The sequence below is a fragment of the Niveispirillum sp. GW835-FHT14G11 genome, from assembly GCF_058793615.1.
On sequence record NZ_JBXAFZ010000007.1, the window covers coordinates 86,604 to 100,561 of the forward strand.

At 65.1% G+C, this 13,958-nt stretch carries 17 protein-coding genes; 10 read left to right on the top strand and 7 right to left on the bottom strand.

Features of this window, described 5'->3' with window-relative positions:
* Position 1 precedes the first annotated feature (1 nt).
* Complete coding sequence (locus AC1Q7F_RS14325) at positions 2–493, bottom strand: MaoC family dehydratase (protein ID WP_492507937.1); 492 nt, start codon at positions 491–493, stop codon at positions 2–4.
* A 99-nt stretch (positions 494–592) separates the two neighbouring features.
* Here AC1Q7F_RS14325 and AC1Q7F_RS14330 point away from each other — a divergent pair, with 99 nt between their 5' ends.
* From AC1Q7F_RS14330 to AC1Q7F_RS14340, 3 genes are read left to right on the top strand one after another with little or no spacing between them, the layout of a single operon-like run.
* Entirely contained in the window at positions 593–1,330 is a 738-nt protein-coding gene (locus AC1Q7F_RS14330) for a TetR/AcrR family transcriptional regulator (protein ID WP_492507939.1), read from the top strand.
* Positions 1,327–2,157 (top strand): M55 family metallopeptidase, encoded by an 831-nt coding sequence (locus AC1Q7F_RS14335; protein ID WP_492507941.1) that lies wholly within the window; start codon positions 1,327–1,329, stop codon positions 2,155–2,157. Before AC1Q7F_RS14330 ends, AC1Q7F_RS14335 begins: the two co-directional genes overlap by 4 nt.
* Complete coding sequence (locus AC1Q7F_RS14340) at positions 2,154–3,293, top strand: DSD1 family PLP-dependent enzyme (protein WP_492507943.1); 1,140 nt, start codon at positions 2,154–2,156, stop codon at positions 3,291–3,293. Before AC1Q7F_RS14335 ends, AC1Q7F_RS14340 begins: the two co-directional genes overlap by 4 nt.
* An 18-nt stretch (positions 3,294–3,311) precedes the next feature.
* On the opposite strand, the gene AC1Q7F_RS14345 is transcribed toward AC1Q7F_RS14340, so the two are convergent.
* The gene (locus AC1Q7F_RS14345) at positions 3,312–4,751 is read right to left on the bottom strand and encodes a serine hydrolase domain-containing protein (protein WP_492507945.1); all 1,440 of its coding nucleotides are present in this window, start codon (positions 4,749–4,751) and stop codon (positions 3,312–3,314) included.
* A gap of 153 nt (positions 4,752–4,904) precedes the next feature.
* On the opposite strand from AC1Q7F_RS14345, the gene AC1Q7F_RS14350 reads away from it, so the two are divergent.
* A complete protein-coding gene (locus tag AC1Q7F_RS14350) occupies positions 4,905–6,008 on the top strand; it encodes an NAD(P)/FAD-dependent oxidoreductase (RefSeq protein ID WP_492507947.1) in 1,104 nt (367 codons plus the stop codon).
* A gap of 859 nt (positions 6,009–6,867) precedes the next feature.
* Here the strand turns inward: AC1Q7F_RS14350 and AC1Q7F_RS14355 are convergent.
* On the bottom strand, positions 6,868–7,395 hold the full coding sequence (locus AC1Q7F_RS14355) for an Hsp20/alpha crystallin family protein (RefSeq protein WP_492507948.1): 528 nt from the start codon (positions 7,393–7,395) through the stop codon (positions 6,868–6,870).
* A gap of 173 nt (positions 7,396–7,568) precedes the next feature.
* Positions 7,569–8,279 carry a Crp/Fnr family transcriptional regulator gene (locus AC1Q7F_RS14360; protein ID WP_492507950.1) on the bottom strand — a complete coding sequence of 237 codons (711 nt, stop codon included), beginning with the start codon at positions 8,277–8,279 and terminating at the stop codon, positions 7,569–7,571.
* 292 nt (positions 8,280–8,571) lie between these two features.
* Between AC1Q7F_RS14360 and AC1Q7F_RS14365 the strand changes: the two genes are divergently transcribed.
* The 5 genes from AC1Q7F_RS14365 (at position 8,572) to AC1Q7F_RS14385 (ending at position 12,221) form a co-directional block, all read left to right on the top strand.
* Positions 8,572–9,330, top strand: a complete 759-nt coding sequence (locus AC1Q7F_RS14365) for a Crp/Fnr family transcriptional regulator (protein ID WP_492507951.1) — start codon at positions 8,572–8,574, stop codon at positions 9,328–9,330.
* 96 nt (positions 9,331–9,426) lie between these two features.
* Positions 9,427–10,254, top strand: a complete 828-nt coding sequence (locus AC1Q7F_RS14370) for a universal stress protein (protein WP_492507953.1) — start codon at positions 9,427–9,429, stop codon at positions 10,252–10,254.
* 68 nt (positions 10,255–10,322) lie between these two features.
* Positions 10,323–10,823: a host attachment protein gene (locus AC1Q7F_RS14375; RefSeq protein WP_492507955.1), complete on the top strand. Its 501-nt coding sequence runs from the start codon at positions 10,323–10,325 to the stop codon at positions 10,821–10,823.
* A gap of 178 nt (positions 10,824–11,001) precedes the next feature.
* Positions 11,002–11,313, top strand: coding sequence for a hypothetical protein (locus tag AC1Q7F_RS14380; protein ID WP_492507957.1), 312 nt, complete (start codon positions 11,002–11,004; stop codon positions 11,311–11,313).
* Positions 11,314–11,357: 44 nt separating this feature from the next.
* Positions 11,358–12,221 carry a L,D-transpeptidase family protein gene (locus AC1Q7F_RS14385; protein WP_492507959.1) on the top strand — a complete coding sequence of 288 codons (864 nt, stop codon included), beginning with the start codon at positions 11,358–11,360 and terminating at the stop codon, positions 12,219–12,221.
* Here AC1Q7F_RS14385 and AC1Q7F_RS14390 read toward each other — a convergent pair.
* From AC1Q7F_RS14390 to AC1Q7F_RS14400, 3 genes are read right to left on the bottom strand one after another with little or no spacing between them, the layout of a single operon-like run.
* Complete coding sequence (locus tag AC1Q7F_RS14390; protein WP_492507961.1) at positions 12,218–12,499, bottom strand: hypothetical protein; 282 nt, start codon at positions 12,497–12,499, stop codon at positions 12,218–12,220. The two genes, AC1Q7F_RS14385 and AC1Q7F_RS14390, sit on opposite strands and share 4 nt — an antisense overlap.
* The gene (locus AC1Q7F_RS14395) at positions 12,496–12,951 is read right to left on the bottom strand and encodes a host attachment protein (RefSeq protein WP_492507963.1); all 456 of its coding nucleotides are present in this window, start codon (positions 12,949–12,951) and stop codon (positions 12,496–12,498) included. Before AC1Q7F_RS14395 ends, AC1Q7F_RS14390 begins: the two co-directional genes overlap by 4 nt.
* 13 nt (positions 12,952–12,964) lie before the next feature.
* Complete coding sequence (locus AC1Q7F_RS14400) at positions 12,965–13,204, bottom strand: hypothetical protein (RefSeq protein ID WP_492508361.1); 240 nt, start codon at positions 13,202–13,204, stop codon at positions 12,965–12,967.
* Between the two features lie 247 nt (positions 13,205–13,451).
* Between AC1Q7F_RS14400 and AC1Q7F_RS14405 the strand changes: the two genes are divergently transcribed.
* Positions 13,452–13,832 carry a hypothetical protein gene (locus tag AC1Q7F_RS14405; protein ID WP_492507965.1) on the top strand — a complete coding sequence of 127 codons (381 nt, stop codon included), beginning with the start codon at positions 13,452–13,454 and terminating at the stop codon, positions 13,830–13,832.
* Positions 13,833–13,958 lie beyond the last annotated feature (126 nt).

A 13,958-nucleotide genomic window follows, 5' to 3' on the forward strand; every position in this document is an offset into this window, starting at 1 on the left:
GTCAATCCTGTTCAGGGGCGAGATGCATCGACAGCCATTCCGCCACCAGGGCGGGTCGTTCCTGTCCCTCGATCTCCACCTCGCAGGCCATGACGGTCTGCCAGCGCCCCTGCTTGTCATAGCCGGCTTCCGTCACCTTGAAATGACCCCGCACCCGCTCGCCACAGCGCACCGGCGCCACGAAGCGCAGGCGGTTGAAGCCGTAATTCAGAAAATGGCCATCCTGGCGCTGCTCGGCCTGGGGTGCTGTGCCTGCCGCGTCGTGCAGCATGTGGGTCAGCAGCGCCAGTGTCAGGAACCCGAAGGAAATGGTGCCGCCATAGGGGCCGTTGGCCCGTGCCCAGTCCGGATCGACATGCATCGGGTCGGGGTCCAGGGTGGTCCGGCCGAACTGGCTAATCATCTCCTGGGTGATGGTGATCCAGGCTGAAGGACCCAGTTCGGCGCCCGGGGTCAGGAAGTCGGGCCCGGCAGTTGCGGGAGCGTCGTTCATCACGGTCTCATTATGGCTTGAATTTTTATGAGATTGGCCTCATTTATTTCGGGTGTCAATCACGAAGGATTGCCGAGGCGCGCGCCGGCAAAGAAAAATATGTCCGTATCCTATATAGAATATCTGGAAGCCGCCTATCGTGATAACCCTCCCAAGCAAAAAGGGCAGAGAACGCGCGAGAGAATCAAGATTGCCACGGCGAAGGCGCTTGAGAAGAAGGGCTATCATGCGATGCGCGTTTCCGATGTCACGGAAATCGCTGAAATCGCCGAGGGGTCATTCTATATTTACTTCAAGGACAAGACGGATGTGACCCTGACGGTCCTGACCGACCTGCTGAACAATTTCTTCAAGCTGGAGGCCCCGCGCGAGGGGGGCAGCCGGTCGGCGTTTCAGTCCATCCAGCTGGCCAACCGCCGCTGGATCGCCGTCTGCCGGGCCAATGCCGGCCTGATGCGCTGCATCCTGCAGGTGGGGGACGAGGCGCCGGAATTCTCCCGCCTGTCGCAGGCGGCCAACAGCACCTGGTACCGCCGCATCGCCGAGGGTGTGCGCCGGCGGCGCGGGGAGGAAACGGGTAACGCCATGCTGGCCGCCTATTTCCTGGGCGGCATGATGGATGAGCTGGTGCGCCGGCTGGTGATCTATCCCGACCCGGAGCTGCATGAGCTGCTGACCGGGCTGGGGATGGATGATGATGGCGTGGCCGATGCGGTCAGCCTGATCTGGCTGCGGGCACTGCACCCAGACCAGGGGCCGCCCGGCGACCTGCCCGAGGCGGTGACGCGCTTTGCCGAATGGCTGGCGCCCGCGAAATCCGGCCGGGGACCGTCATGAGATTCCATGTCTCCGCCGATATCGAGGGCATCTGCGGCGTTGTCAGCCGGGAACATACCCGCCCAGGTGGCTTTGAGTATGACGCGGCGCGCGATTGGATGACACAGAGCACCATCGCCGTTTGCGAGGCCGCCCACGCGGCCGGCGCCACGGAGGTGATTGTCAGCGACAGCCACGGCAACGGCCAGAACATCCGCATGGAAGCGCTGCCCGATTATGTGCAGCTGGTGCGATCCTGGCCCCGGCCGCTGGGCATGATGCAGGGGATCGAGGTCGGGCGTTTCGATGGCTGCTTCCTGGTGGGCTACCATGCCGGCGGCAGCAACCCGGACGGCGTGCTGTCACACACGATGAGTAGCGAATTCATCCATGAGATCCGCCTGAACGGGGCCGTGGCCAGCGAGGCGGTGATCAGCGCCGCCCTGGCCGGCGCCCATGGCGTGCCGGTGCTGATGGTGGCCAGCGACGATGTCGGGGTGGCGGAAATGCGGGCCCAGTTGGGCGATCCCCTGGCCGGAGCCGTGCTGAAGCAGGCCTATGGCAGCTATTCGGCGCTGAACCCGTCGCTGCCCGTGGCCCTGTCGCGCCTACGCGCCGCGACGGCTGACGCGGTGGCCCTGGTGGGGGCGGTCCAGCCATATCACATCGACGGTCCCATTGAGCTGGACATCGCCTTGCGCACCCGGTTCGTGGCCGAATGGTTGTCTTACCTGCCGGAGGTGGAACGGCGCGGTGCCTATGCCATCCGCTATCACGCCATCGACATCTTGGCCGTGTCGCGCTTCCTGATGTTCCTGGCCTTTGCCCGCCTGGCGACCGCGCCATGAGCGGTCCCGTCAATGCCGGGCTGATCGGGCAGCCAGGATCGCGGCGGCGGCTCAACACGCCGGCCCTGGTGCTGGACCTGGACAGGTTCGAGGCCAATCTCCAGACCATGGCCGTGGCGGCCCGTCGGGAGGGCGTGGCGCTGCGCCCGCACGCCAAGACCCACAAAAGTGCCGAAATCGCGCGGCGGCAATTGGCGGCGGGTGCCATTGGCCAATGCTGCGCCAAGCTGGGGGAGGCCGAGGCCCTGGCTGATCACGGGATCGGCGGCCTGCTGCTGACCTCGCCCGTGGTGAAGGGGCAGGGGATCGCCCGGCTGATAGCGCTGTTGCGCCGGGCGCCGGAGACGATGGTCGTCGCCGACCATCCCGACAATGTCACGGCCCTGGCCAATGCCGCGGCCGGGGCCGGCCTGTCTCTGGGCGTGCTGGTCGATCTGGATGTCGGGCTGAACCGGACGGGCGTCACCTCTATCGCGGCCGGCCTGGATCTGGCCCGGTGTATCGCGGCGGCACCGTCGCTCACCTTCCGCGGCGTGCAGGCCTATGCCGGCCATGCCATGCATGTGTCCGGGCGGGCGGCGCGGCGGCAGGTGCTGGCCGAGGCGCTGGGCCTGACGGGTGAGCTGTGCGCGGCGTTGACGGCGGCGGGGCTGGCGCCGGGCATCGTCACGGGCGGCGGCACCGGCAGCTTCGACCTCGACCCGTCCTTCCAGGTTTTGACGGAGCTTCAGGTCGGTTCCTACATCTTCATGGACCGCGAATATGCCGATATCTGGACGGACAAGGACGAGCCTGTGCCGTTCCAGACCGCTCTGTTCGTGCAGACCAGCGTGGTCAGCGCCAATATCCGGGGGCAGTGCACGACCGACGCCGGTTGCAAGGCGTTTGCAACGGAAGCCGGGGCGCCGCGCATTGTGGAGGGTGCGCCCGAAGGCGCCCGCTACGCCTTCTTCGGCGATGAACAGGGGCGGGTGACGTTTGCGCAGGCGAGCGACCACCTGCCCATCGGCGCCGTGCTGACCTGCATGACCCCGCATTGCGACCCGACGGTCAATCTCTATGACCATCTGCATGTCGTGCGCGGGGATAGGCTGGTCGATATCTGGCCGGTGACGGGGCGCGGCCGGTCGCAATAGCCTGCCGCGCCCACCCCTTTACACCACCGACGCCGTGAACACGCTGCCGTAATAGGACATCAGCACCTGCCGCCCGGCACCCTTGCCCTGGAAGCGGAAGCGGTGCTCGTCATCCAGGGCCGACACGAACAGATCGCCGCCCTGGTAGCGCAGGGGCAATCCTTCCTCGTCCCCGGCCTTGGCGCCGAACACCGCGTAAAGGGTGCCGTCGCGGAAGAAGAAGCGCAACTGGTCCACCGCGAAGCGCAACTCGCCCACTTCATACCGGCCGTTGAAGCGTGCGGCCTCCCGTTCCGTCAGCGGTTTGTCGATGGCGACGGGCTGGGCCAGGCCCAGCACGGCGCGCGCCAGCTTCTGTTCCACCGACACGATGGAAAGCGGGCCGCCCTGCAGGTTGGACTGGACGATGATGGTCACGTCATCGTCGGGATAATAGGCATATTGTGAGGAAAAGCCGAAAATGTCGCCGGGATGGCCCAGCTTGCGGTGGCCTTCGAAATCCGTGACGGCCAGGCAGCCCATGGAATAGGGCAGCAGGGTGCCGCTGGACAGCCGTTCGCGCTGCAAGATCAGGTCACGCACTTGGCCGCTGGTCGGCCCGTCGCCGAACACCCCGCGCCGATAGCGCAGCATGTCATCGACGGTCGACAGCACCGCACCGGCTGCAAACGGCAGCAGCGGGTCGTGGCGCGGGGCATTGCGCAGCCCGCCGCGCCCCGGCATATAGCCATGGGCGCGGCCCTTGATCACCGTGCCCCAGCCTGCCATGGAACTGTGCGCCATGCCGAACGGCGTGAAAATGTTCCGGGCCAGATATTCCTCATACGGCAGGCCCGATGCCTTCTCGATCACCAGCCCCAGCAGGTAGATGCCGGAATTGGTGTAGCTCCAGCGCGTGCCCGGCGTGAATTGCAGGGGCAGATCCTTGAAGGCGGCCACCACCTCCTCGCGCGTGAAGGGCTTCTGGCTGTCGCGCGGGAAGCCCGGCACGTCCAGATAGCCGACCAGGCCTGACGTATGGTCGGCCAGATGCCGCAGGGCCAGCCCGGCCACGGGCGGCGGCAGCCCGTCTACATACCGGCCGACCGGATCGTCCAGCCTCACCTTGCCGGCGGCGACCAGCTGCATCAGGGCCAGCCCCGTCATGGTCTTGGTCACCGACCCGATGGGAAAGACGTGATCCGGCGTCGCCGCCACGCCGTTCTCAATATCGGCCAGCCCGAAGGCGCGGCGATAGACCACCTGTCCGGCCTTTTCCACGGCCACGACCATGGCGGGAAAGCCGCCCTTGCGCATGGCGTCTTCAATGATGGCGTCGATGGCGGCCGACATGTCGATGGCAGTGCCGTTGGCCGCCGTCGCTGGGACGGCGCCGGCCAGGGCCGCCGCCCCCGTCATGCCCAGCAGGGCGCGGCGCGACAGGGGGGGAACGGCGGGCAGGAATGGTTTGATCGTCATTTGTCTTCGCCTTCGGGCTGCCCCCCTTGTTGGAAGGGGCTTGTGTGGTTCAAAAAACTGAGTATGAGATCATATTTAAATAACCCTTTTGTCAAGCCGCTCCTGCACCACGCCGGGACGGTTCCACCCCCTTGCCAAGGGCATGCGACCATCATGAGCCAATTCACCTGCGATTTCCTGGTCATCGGTGCCGGCATGGCCGGCCTGTCGGCCGCCGCCGTGCTGTCCGCCCATGGCGACACCATCGTGCTGGAGCAGGAGGAGCATCCCGGATATCACGCCACCGGGCGGTCGGCCGCGATCTTCGTGGACAGCTATGGCACCGGCCCCATCCGCGCCCTGACGGCGCAAAGCCGTGTCCTGTTCGCGCGCGGCACCGTGCCCGGCGTGGATTTAGGGCTGTTGAGCCCGCGCGGCCTGCTTTACGTCACCTTCGATGATCCGGCGCCGGCGGCCTTTGCCGAACTGGATTATCTGCCGCGACTGATGCCGGACGCGGTGACGGCCCTGCTGCCGATTCTGAAGCCGGAGCGTATGTGCGGGGCCTATCACGAACCGACGGCCCAGGATATGGATGTCCACGGCATGCAGTCCGCCTATCTGCGGCAGTTGCGCCGCCAGGGCGGGCGGCTGTTCACCAGTGCGGCCGTCCGCACCGCGCGCCGCCTGGGCACTGTGTGGCAGGTCGATACGCCGGCCGGCACGTTCCAGGCGCCAATCATCGTCAATGCCACCGGGGCCTGGGCCGGCCCGGTGGCCGGGCTGCTCGGCGCCACCGATCCCGGCCTGGTGCCCAAGCGGCGCAGTGCCGCCATCATCGACGGGCCGGCGGGCCTGGACGTCAAACACTGGCCCATGGTCGCGGACATGGCGGGCCGGTTCTATGTCAAGCCGGAGGGCGGCAAGCTGATGCTGTCCCCGGCCGAGGCGGAACCGGTGCCGCCATCGGATGCCTATGCCGATGACCTGGAGATCGCCATCGCCGCCGACCATTTCCAGAATGTCACCGGCCGGACGGTCACCCGCGTCCAGCGCACCTGGGCCGGCCTGCGCACCTTCGCGCCCGACGAACAGCCCGTGATCGGCTTCGACCCCCTGGTGCCGGGCCTGTTTTGGCTGGCCGGGCAGGGCGGCTTCGGCATCCAGACGGCACCGGCAGCGGCCGCCCTGACGGCAGCGCTGATCACCGGCACCGATCCCGGTTTCGACGTCGCCGGTTGGCTACCCTCAGTGTCGCCGGCCCGGTTCGGGGGCTGAGGGGGTGTGAAGGAATGCCCCGCGGCGCGAACGCCCCCGGAACCCTCCCGGCCGTTGCTGCGGGCGGGCGGACGCGGATTTCCGGTTCGCACCCCATCCGGCCACCGCGAATTCGGAGGAGCCGGTTCAAGCACCCTGAACGGACGCCGTCCCGTGCAACCAGATGCAACATAAAACGGGGGGTGTTTCAGAGTGCTGGCGAGGGCCACTCCGAATGCAGGCTGCGGATGCAACCAGATGCAACATGAAACAGGGGTGTGTTTCAGAGCGGTGGGTTAGCCGGCTCCGAATGCGCACTTGGTTTTCCGGACGCGGAACGGTCGCGCCTGGGGTGAAGGCATGGTGGTGCTGTTGATGGAAAAATTATGGCATAGGATAGGTGGAATGTCAGCAGCTGGTTGCAGGGGCGGCTTTGCGCCTCATTGTGGTTGTTTAAAGACGTGATGATAGCAACTGGAAGCGGACATAACATGATAGGGGTTGATGGAGGGTTCACCTTGTTATCATGGAATCACGACGGACGGTCTCATCAGGAGAGGGCAGGGAAGCAAGGCTCACTCATCTTAGAATAAATTTGGAACTGTAATCCCGGCAGGGGGCAATGGTCCGTCAGGAGGGTGCCGCTGCCATCGCAGCGCTCGGCCCCGCGAACGGGCTCTTCGGCTTCATGCCATTGTCGGCGATGGAATTGATCGCCGTGCTCCTCATCGTCGGCTTGAGCAGAAGCTTCACGCCGTGGGAGCGCCATGAACGTAACCGCCGGCCAGCTCCATCGAGCCCGCTGATCGTGGCTGATGAAGCTGACCGTCTCCGGTCTGGGGAGATACATGCCGCACAATCGAGCTGGCACGCGTCGAGGTTACGCGGCCTTCACCTCAATCGTGCGCTCCTTCTCTCGGGCTTCCTTCGTCTTCGGCAAGGCGACCTTCAGGACACCGTTCTCATAGGTCGCCGCCACCTTGTCCACATCCACCCCCACGGGCAAGGCGATGGAGCGCTGCATCGAGCCGTAGGAGCGCTCCCGCAGGCGGTAGTCGCCCTGCTCCTCGTCCTTCTCCAGGGTCTTTTCGCCCTTGACCGTGAGAATACCGTCGGTCATGCGGACCTCGATATCCTTCACGTCCAGGCCCGGCAGGTCCACCGACAGCTCATAAGCGCCGTCGCGCTCGATGAAATCCGCTGCCGGCGAAGCCGAAAAGAAGGGCGCCCATTCGCGGGCGGGTTCCGAACGCACCGCCTGACGGTGTGCCGGCCAGCCGAAAGTCGGCCAGGAGAAATCATCGAAAAGGCGGTCGATTTCCTGCCGCAGCGTCCCGAACAGGTCGTGGGGCGCGGGCGGGCGGATTTCGCGCTTGACGTCAATTGCGGTAGAGGCTTTGTCGTTCATGGGTTTCTCCGATGGTTGCGGAACCATCGGGGGACGGCCGATTCCGGCAGCAATATCCCCCGATGGTTCGTCCGGCGCGCAAGGGAAGGCTGGGGGCGCAGCGGCTGCGGTGGGCGCAGCATGGTCGTCCCCTGCTTGTCGGTTTCCTGAAGATAGGCCCGGATGTGGCGCCTTCATTGACCGTCGTCATCAAGGCGGCACGAAGCGCTGTGGAACGCGCCGAATTTTCCGATCGCTTCATCGTCCGAAAGGCCGCCAAGCTGCGCCAGCATTCCCGGGTCGGGAATTTCGAGATGTTTCGGATCGTGAATGCGGATAAGCCCGTCCCGGGCCATCTTCTGCGTGATCCGGCTGATCGATTCAATGGTGGTGCCCAGCAAGTCCGCAATATCGGCTCGGGGAAGCTCCAGGGTCAGAATGCCGCCGCCGTTCGGCAATGGCCGCCATGGCATGAAGCTCACAGCCATGAAGAAGAAGACCGCCAGCCGCGCTTTGGGATCAAGGGCGCCAAGCGACCATGTAAAATAACGCAGCCTGTCGATCTCCGATTTGACCTGTGCATAGATAAACCGACGGAATTCCGGGCGGGTCGAAATTATCCGATTGTATTCATTGTCGTCGAAGCGGCAGATGCGCACTTTCGTGGCGGTTTCCAGGGTGAGAAGATCGGAATTGAGTCCTCTGAAACCGATGAACTCGCCGGGGCATCTCAAATCGACAATTTGCCTGCCGCCATCCTCGGTATAGTGAACGACCCGCAGATAGCCGCGGACCAGGACACCGGCATATGTTCCCGACGGATTTTCGCATGAAAGGAATTGATTCGCCGGCAATTCGAGCCAGGACTGACGATTGGCCAGTCTGGCATGTGTACTTCCGGTCAATGCGTTGCAAAACCCCGTGACACGCGCACTACATGTGTAACAGGATGCCGGTATAGTCTCACCCTGGTCATATGGCACTGGGTTCGTTGGGGTTTTCAGGCAACCCGGTGAAGCATGCGGTCCGTGCATCATCCCCATCCCCACCTATTCAGGTATGTCGGCGGACCGAGTTTCGTTGATTTTGCGGTTGCACACATTGACCGGGATCAACGCGCACTTACGACGTCGTTCCGGCAGAGCCGGGAGAAGCATCCCGGGGACATGACAGCAGCGCAGATCGAGAGAGGCGACTATGAGGCATCCTTCGTTCGGCGAGATTCTCTCCTTGATCCCGCAAGGGCATCCGCATGTTGTGGCTATGTTCGAGGCGCTGGCATCAATGGCCCGGGAACGGATCGCGCAATGTGTCGAGGTCAAAACGCTGCCGAAGGGCCATGTGGTCGTCGAGGAAGGCACCGAGAACAGGGAACTCGGATATGTGCTCTCCGGCACGCTCGGCATGGTGAAGTCCCTGCCGGATGGCAGGAAGCACATCATCGGCCTGCTGATGGCGAACGACATGTATGGTCGTTTGTTCAACGGGCCGGTCGGCTTCCGGATCGAGGCGCTGACAGATGTGACCCTGCTCTGTTTTGAACGCGAACCGTTCGAGGCCATCCTGGCCGAGACACCGGAAGTCGAGCGCATATTTCTCGTCTCCATACTGGACGAACTGGACGCGGCACGCGAATGGGTGCTTTTGCTGAACGGGAAAAAGGTCATCGAGCGGGTCGCCTCCTTCCTGCTGTTTCTCATGCGGCGCAAGCTCCCGCCGCCGAACGGCAGGAGCCCCGGCCCGATTGAAGTGCATCTGCCGGTCCGGCGGACCGCCCTGTCCCATTGCCTTGGCATCCGGCCCGAGTCATTGAGCCGGGCCCTGCACCGGCTGGCCCGCGACCGGCTGATCAGGATGGGCGACAATGATACGTTCCTGATCATCGACCTGCCGGGGCTGGCCCGGGCCGCCGGCCAGGAACTTGTCGTTCCGGATCGGGTGTCCGGCTTTCGGTGATCCTGCCCGTGATCGGGCATTTCCATCGGGTATTGACGGCAATCAATGCGCATCCGTGGCCAGGGGGCAGACTGCCTTGAAACCATGGAGGTCCAAATGCCGGATAAAACCTTTGCCGTCGGGATGTTCACCGTGCAGGAGGCACGCTGGCTGGCGCCCGCCGCTTGCACGCTGGCCCGTGAATTCGATGCCCACCTGACCGGTATCCACGCAACGCAGCCGATCACACCCTATCCCGGCGAAGCCGCCCCCGCGATCGCCGGATTCACCGAATGGCAGCGGAAGGAGGTCGAGGAAATCTACAACATCTTCGATACCGCGGCGAAAGCTGAAGGGATCTCGGCGGAATTCAGGGCGCAGAGGGGGGGCGGGATCGAGGCCGAGGAGTATCTGCTGGACGGCATCCGGGCGGCAGATATCGTGCTTCTGGCCCGCAGCGACCGGGATGGCTGGCTGCGCGAAGGCGCCCGGTTCCAGGAAACAGCGATCCGCCAATCGGGGCGGCCCGTACTGGTTCTGCCAGAGAAACGCTGCCTGGCAGCCGCCGCCACACATGTGGTGATCGGTGTCGCCAATACAAGAGAGGCGGCACGGGCCGCCCATGACGTGCTGGCGCTGTTGCAACCCGGTGCGAAGATCGATCTTCTGTCGGTCGGCAGCGGGCGGCCCGAGCCGATGGTCCTGGATTTCCGCCAGGACCTTGCTGCCAGTCTCAATCGTCGCGGATTCCAGGTCAACCTGCTGGACCGCTACGGGGATTCCGGGACAGCGGGCGAGATCTTGCTGCGGACGGCCTTCGAACAGGGGGCGGATCTGCTGGCCACGGGCGCGTTCGGCCATTCGCGGATGTTCGATTTCGTCATCGGCGCCGTGACCTCCATGCTGTTGGAAAAGGCGGAAATTCCGGTCCTGCTATCGAAATGAACCGTCCGCTCTTCCTGTTGCTATGACTGTTCTCCGCAGGATTTTCTCCGCCTGGAGGATATGACAGCATGCAGAACAATGTGGATTGGTTCCTTGTGGTCACCGCGACGCGTGCCCGCATCCTGCGCTCGCTGCCGGAGCCGGGCGAAGCGGTGGAACCGGAACTGGTGATGCGGGCCCCGGGCAAAAGGCTGCGCGCCATGATGGCCGGCGGTCCGGAGCATCGGCCGGCACCCCGCCGGTCGCCGGCCGGCGGGCATCACGCCCATCCTTTGCAGGACGACGAGCGTGTGTTCATCGGACAAGTGGTGGCATTGCTCGAATCGCACCGCATGGCCGGCGATTTCATCCGCCTGCACGTCTTCGCCGCGCAACACATCCTCGACCTGATGCGGCAGGAGGCACCAGCGATGCTGCGGGCGCGGATCGGGGACGCGTTCACCCTGACCCTTGCCGGGTTTTCAGAAAGGAAGCTGCCCGAGAAAATTCGACAGGTGATGTCGCAGACCCTCCCTGACCGCCTGGCCGGCCCGTCCACGGGATCGACCGACAGCGACGGGAATGCCTGAAATCGCGCGTCTTGACCGGCGTCAAGGCCACCGGTCGGCGTCTACGGGATATTTCCAGGGACGGTCGCTTTTCGCTCTCCGCGATTTCTGGCCGTCCTGCCATGCGCAACCGGCAGCCGCCGGTTCAGGTATCGGGACCGCAGCAAAGGCAGCGGCCCCTCCCTCAAGGAGACAATCCATGCTGAAGGCCCTTTCGATCGCCATCCTGTCAGTGGGTTTGCTGGGCGGCTGCACGCAGTCGCTGAACGACAAGGATCAGGCACTGTTGAACAGCATCAATGCCACGGCCGACCGGGCGCAGGCCACGGCCGTGCAGGCACAGGCAACGGCCCTCGCGGCCAAGGCATCGGCCGACAAGGCATCGGCCGCGGCGACCGACGCAGCCATGGCGGCCCGGGATGCCGCGACGGCCGCACAGGACGCGGCGGCCAAGGCTGGTGCCGCCGCTGACAAGGTCGAGAAGATATTCAATCGCAATCTGCGGAAGTGAACGCTGCGGGTAGAATCCTGGCGGGGCTGTGGATACTGCTCCAGGTGCCGTCCGCGACCCCGCCGGCGGCCGCCGATGGAATGATCGGGGACACGGCCGCTTATCGGGTGGCGGGCGATGAGAGCCTGCTCGACATCGCCCGCAGCTTCGACCTTGGCTATGTCGAACTGCGCGCGGCCAATCCCGACCTCGACCCTTGGCGGCCCGGTCCCGGCGCGCTGGTGATCCTGCCCACCGGGCACCTGATACCGGCGGCCCCCCGGATGGGGCTGGTGATCAATCTGGGTGATTTCCGTCTCTATTATTTCCCACGCCGGGGAGAACCGTTCAGCATGCCCATCGGCATTGCCGCCGATCCCTATCCGCAACCGATGGGGGAAGGCCGCGTGCGGGGCAAGCGAGTGGACCCGGTATGGGTGCCGCCACCCACCGTGCGCGGGGAACGGCCGGACCTGCCCGCCGCCATCGGCCCCGGCCCGGACAACCCGCTGGGTGCATTCGCGCTGGACCTTTCCTGGCCGGCCTACGCCATCCATGGCACCAACAAGCCCGACGGTGTCGGCCGCCGGGTCAGCCATGGCTGTATCCGCCTCTATCCGGAGGATATCGCCCGGCTCTACCCCCAGGTGCCTGTCGGCACCGCCGTGAGCATCATCGACCAGCCGGTCAAAGTCGGCTGGGTGGATGACCAGCTCTATCTGGAAGCCCATCCCAGCCGGCATCAGGCCGATCAAGTCGAGCAGGCGGGCGTTTTCGAGCCGGAAACCGTGCCGGGTCTCTATTCGATGATCGCCGACGCTGCCGGTCCGGAGTACCGGCGCATCGACTGGGACCTGGTGGACGAGGTCATGGCATCCAGGGCGGGGCTGCCCATCCCCATCCTGCATGACGAGGCCGGTTCCCCTTAGGATACCGGATGGTTCCTGCCGGCGCAAAGCGGCATGCCGGCCCGCACCCATCCGCGGAGATTGTCGGCCATGTCGGTGCTGGCCGGCGTGTTCCACATGATCATGGCCCAGACCGCCATGTCATCGACATTGATGAGACCAGCGAGAAGCCGGCACCGCGAGGGCAGGTCCGCGCAGCCGCCGGCGTCGAGACGGCGGGCGATGGCCAGATGCCAGCGCCCGCTCAGTTCGCCGCGATCATTGAACAGCGGATCCCCGGACGGCTGCCGGCGCGTCATGACACGCCCGCCGACGCGGCCAGCATTCCGTCCAGCCGCGCCAGCAACTCATGCTGCGGCAGTCCCGTCAGGTCGAGCGCATTCTCCGCCCGGACGCAGGCCGTCAGTTGCGGCCCCATCAACTGGCGAAGGTCGCCCAGCACGGCCGGCGGTGCCACCACCAGCAACTGCTCGAAGGCACCGGCGCGGCGGCCCTGCTCCAGCCGCTCCACGGCGCGCTCGGCCAGATGCCGCTTCAACGCCCGACGCTCACTGCCGTCATCGCCCATCCGGTGGCGGGCGCCACCCACGCTCTCGAAGCTGCGGCCAGGCTCCCTGGCCAGTTCCCTTTCGGGAGGGATTTCTTGATCGATGGACGACAGGGGCTGCCAGGGCTCCAGCAGGCTGTCGCGCGCGAAGAACAGCGCGTGCGCCCCGTCCATCACCAGGGCCCAAAGGTTGAGCTTGCTCATGGTCCGTTTCCTTTCAACCGTTCATTCCATGGGGTAATCCGTCGCGGGCGCGCCTGCCGGTCTCGCGACGTTCGGCGATGACCACCTCCGTCGTCAGCAGCCGGCCCGCCACCGAGGCGGCATCCTGCAGCGCCAGCCGGATGACCTTAGCCGGATCGATGGTCACCGCACCTTCCCGGCCGACCTTGGCGACGGCCTCGGCCACCATGGTGCCGACCTGGACGATGTCGGCATCGGCCGCTGGCGGACTCAATCTCAGAACAGGAAGGCGGGGCCGGCATTGATGCCGGTCAACGGCATCGACACAATGTCTGGCCGGATGGTGCAGTCTTTTGACCAACCGGGTTTTCGATGGAAACCCACCCCTTGTTGACCACGATCAAAGGCGTATCCGTACTTCCCCGTTATCGTCCTGGAGAATGTACCGGGCACGGGCCGGAGCAGCGCCATGGGCTGCGGACGGCCGGTTGGCCCACCACGCAAGGGATCAGGAGGAAATCATGGAAAAGCACACTGGCAAGACTTCCGCCGTCAAGGGTGGCCCGGGGGCGCTGCCCGTTTCGAACGGGTTCGACGGGCAAGCTCTCGCATGGGCGACATGGCCCGTGGAGATGTGGATGAAATGGCAATTGGACATGTTGCGGGCCGCCCTGCCGGCTACCAACGGCTGGATGGAGCGTCGGCATGAAGGCGCGGAATCGACCCTGCAGGCCCTGAAAAAGCTCAACGGCTGCAACGACCTCCGCGCCGCCCTGGACATCCAGAGTGCGTGGCTGGAGGAAGAGAGGAAACGCCTCGAATCCGATTTCGCCGCCATCACCAGCCCCTTCTGGAATTCGGGGGTGCAGGATGGCGATGCCACCAGAAACGCGAACGCCTGACCCGGCCGGGTGGCCCGGCCGTACGGCCTTGCCTTGGACAGGAAGGCCCGCCTGGCCATGATGGCAGCCACGCAGGCGGCAGAACCGAAGCCGCATGGAAAGATGCCGGCCAGCGGAGCGCTCCGC

Coding starts and splice junctions, on each gene's coding strand:
- AC1Q7F_RS14340 (WP_492507943.1), top strand. CDS start 2,154: ATGAGCGGTCCCGTCAATGCCGGGCTGATCGGGCAGCCAGGATCGCGG.
- AC1Q7F_RS14325 (WP_492507937.1), bottom strand. CDS start 493: ATGAACGACGCTCCCGCAACTGCCGGGCCCGACTTCCTGACCCCGGGC.
- AC1Q7F_RS14395 (WP_492507963.1), bottom strand. CDS start 12,951: ATGAGCAAGCTCAACCTTTGGGCCCTGGTGATGGACGGGGCGCACGCG.
- AC1Q7F_RS14375 (WP_492507955.1), top strand. CDS start 10,323: ATGCAGAACAATGTGGATTGGTTCCTTGTGGTCACCGCGACGCGTGCC.
- AC1Q7F_RS14390 (WP_492507961.1), bottom strand. CDS start 12,499: ATGACGCGCCGGCAGCCGTCCGGGGATCCGCTGTTCAATGATCGCGGC.
- AC1Q7F_RS14355 (WP_492507948.1), bottom strand. CDS start 7,395: ATGAACGACAAAGCCTCTACCGCAATTGACGTCAAGCGCGAAATCCGC.
- AC1Q7F_RS14370 (WP_492507953.1), top strand. CDS start 9,427: ATGCCGGATAAAACCTTTGCCGTCGGGATGTTCACCGTGCAGGAGGCA.
- AC1Q7F_RS14350 (WP_492507947.1), top strand. CDS start 4,905: ATGAGCCAATTCACCTGCGATTTCCTGGTCATCGGTGCCGGCATGGCC.
- AC1Q7F_RS14330 (WP_492507939.1), top strand. CDS start 593: ATGTCCGTATCCTATATAGAATATCTGGAAGCCGCCTATCGTGATAAC.
- AC1Q7F_RS14405 (WP_492507965.1), top strand. CDS start 13,452: ATGGAAAAGCACACTGGCAAGACTTCCGCCGTCAAGGGTGGCCCGGGG.
- AC1Q7F_RS14335 (WP_492507941.1), top strand. CDS start 1,327: ATGAGATTCCATGTCTCCGCCGATATCGAGGGCATCTGCGGCGTTGTC.
- AC1Q7F_RS14380 (WP_492507957.1), top strand. CDS start 11,002: ATGCTGAAGGCCCTTTCGATCGCCATCCTGTCAGTGGGTTTGCTGGGC.
- AC1Q7F_RS14365 (WP_492507951.1), top strand. CDS start 8,572: ATGAGGCATCCTTCGTTCGGCGAGATTCTCTCCTTGATCCCGCAAGGG.
- AC1Q7F_RS14345 (WP_492507945.1), bottom strand. CDS start 4,751: ATGACGATCAAACCATTCCTGCCCGCCGTTCCCCCCCTGTCGCGCCGC.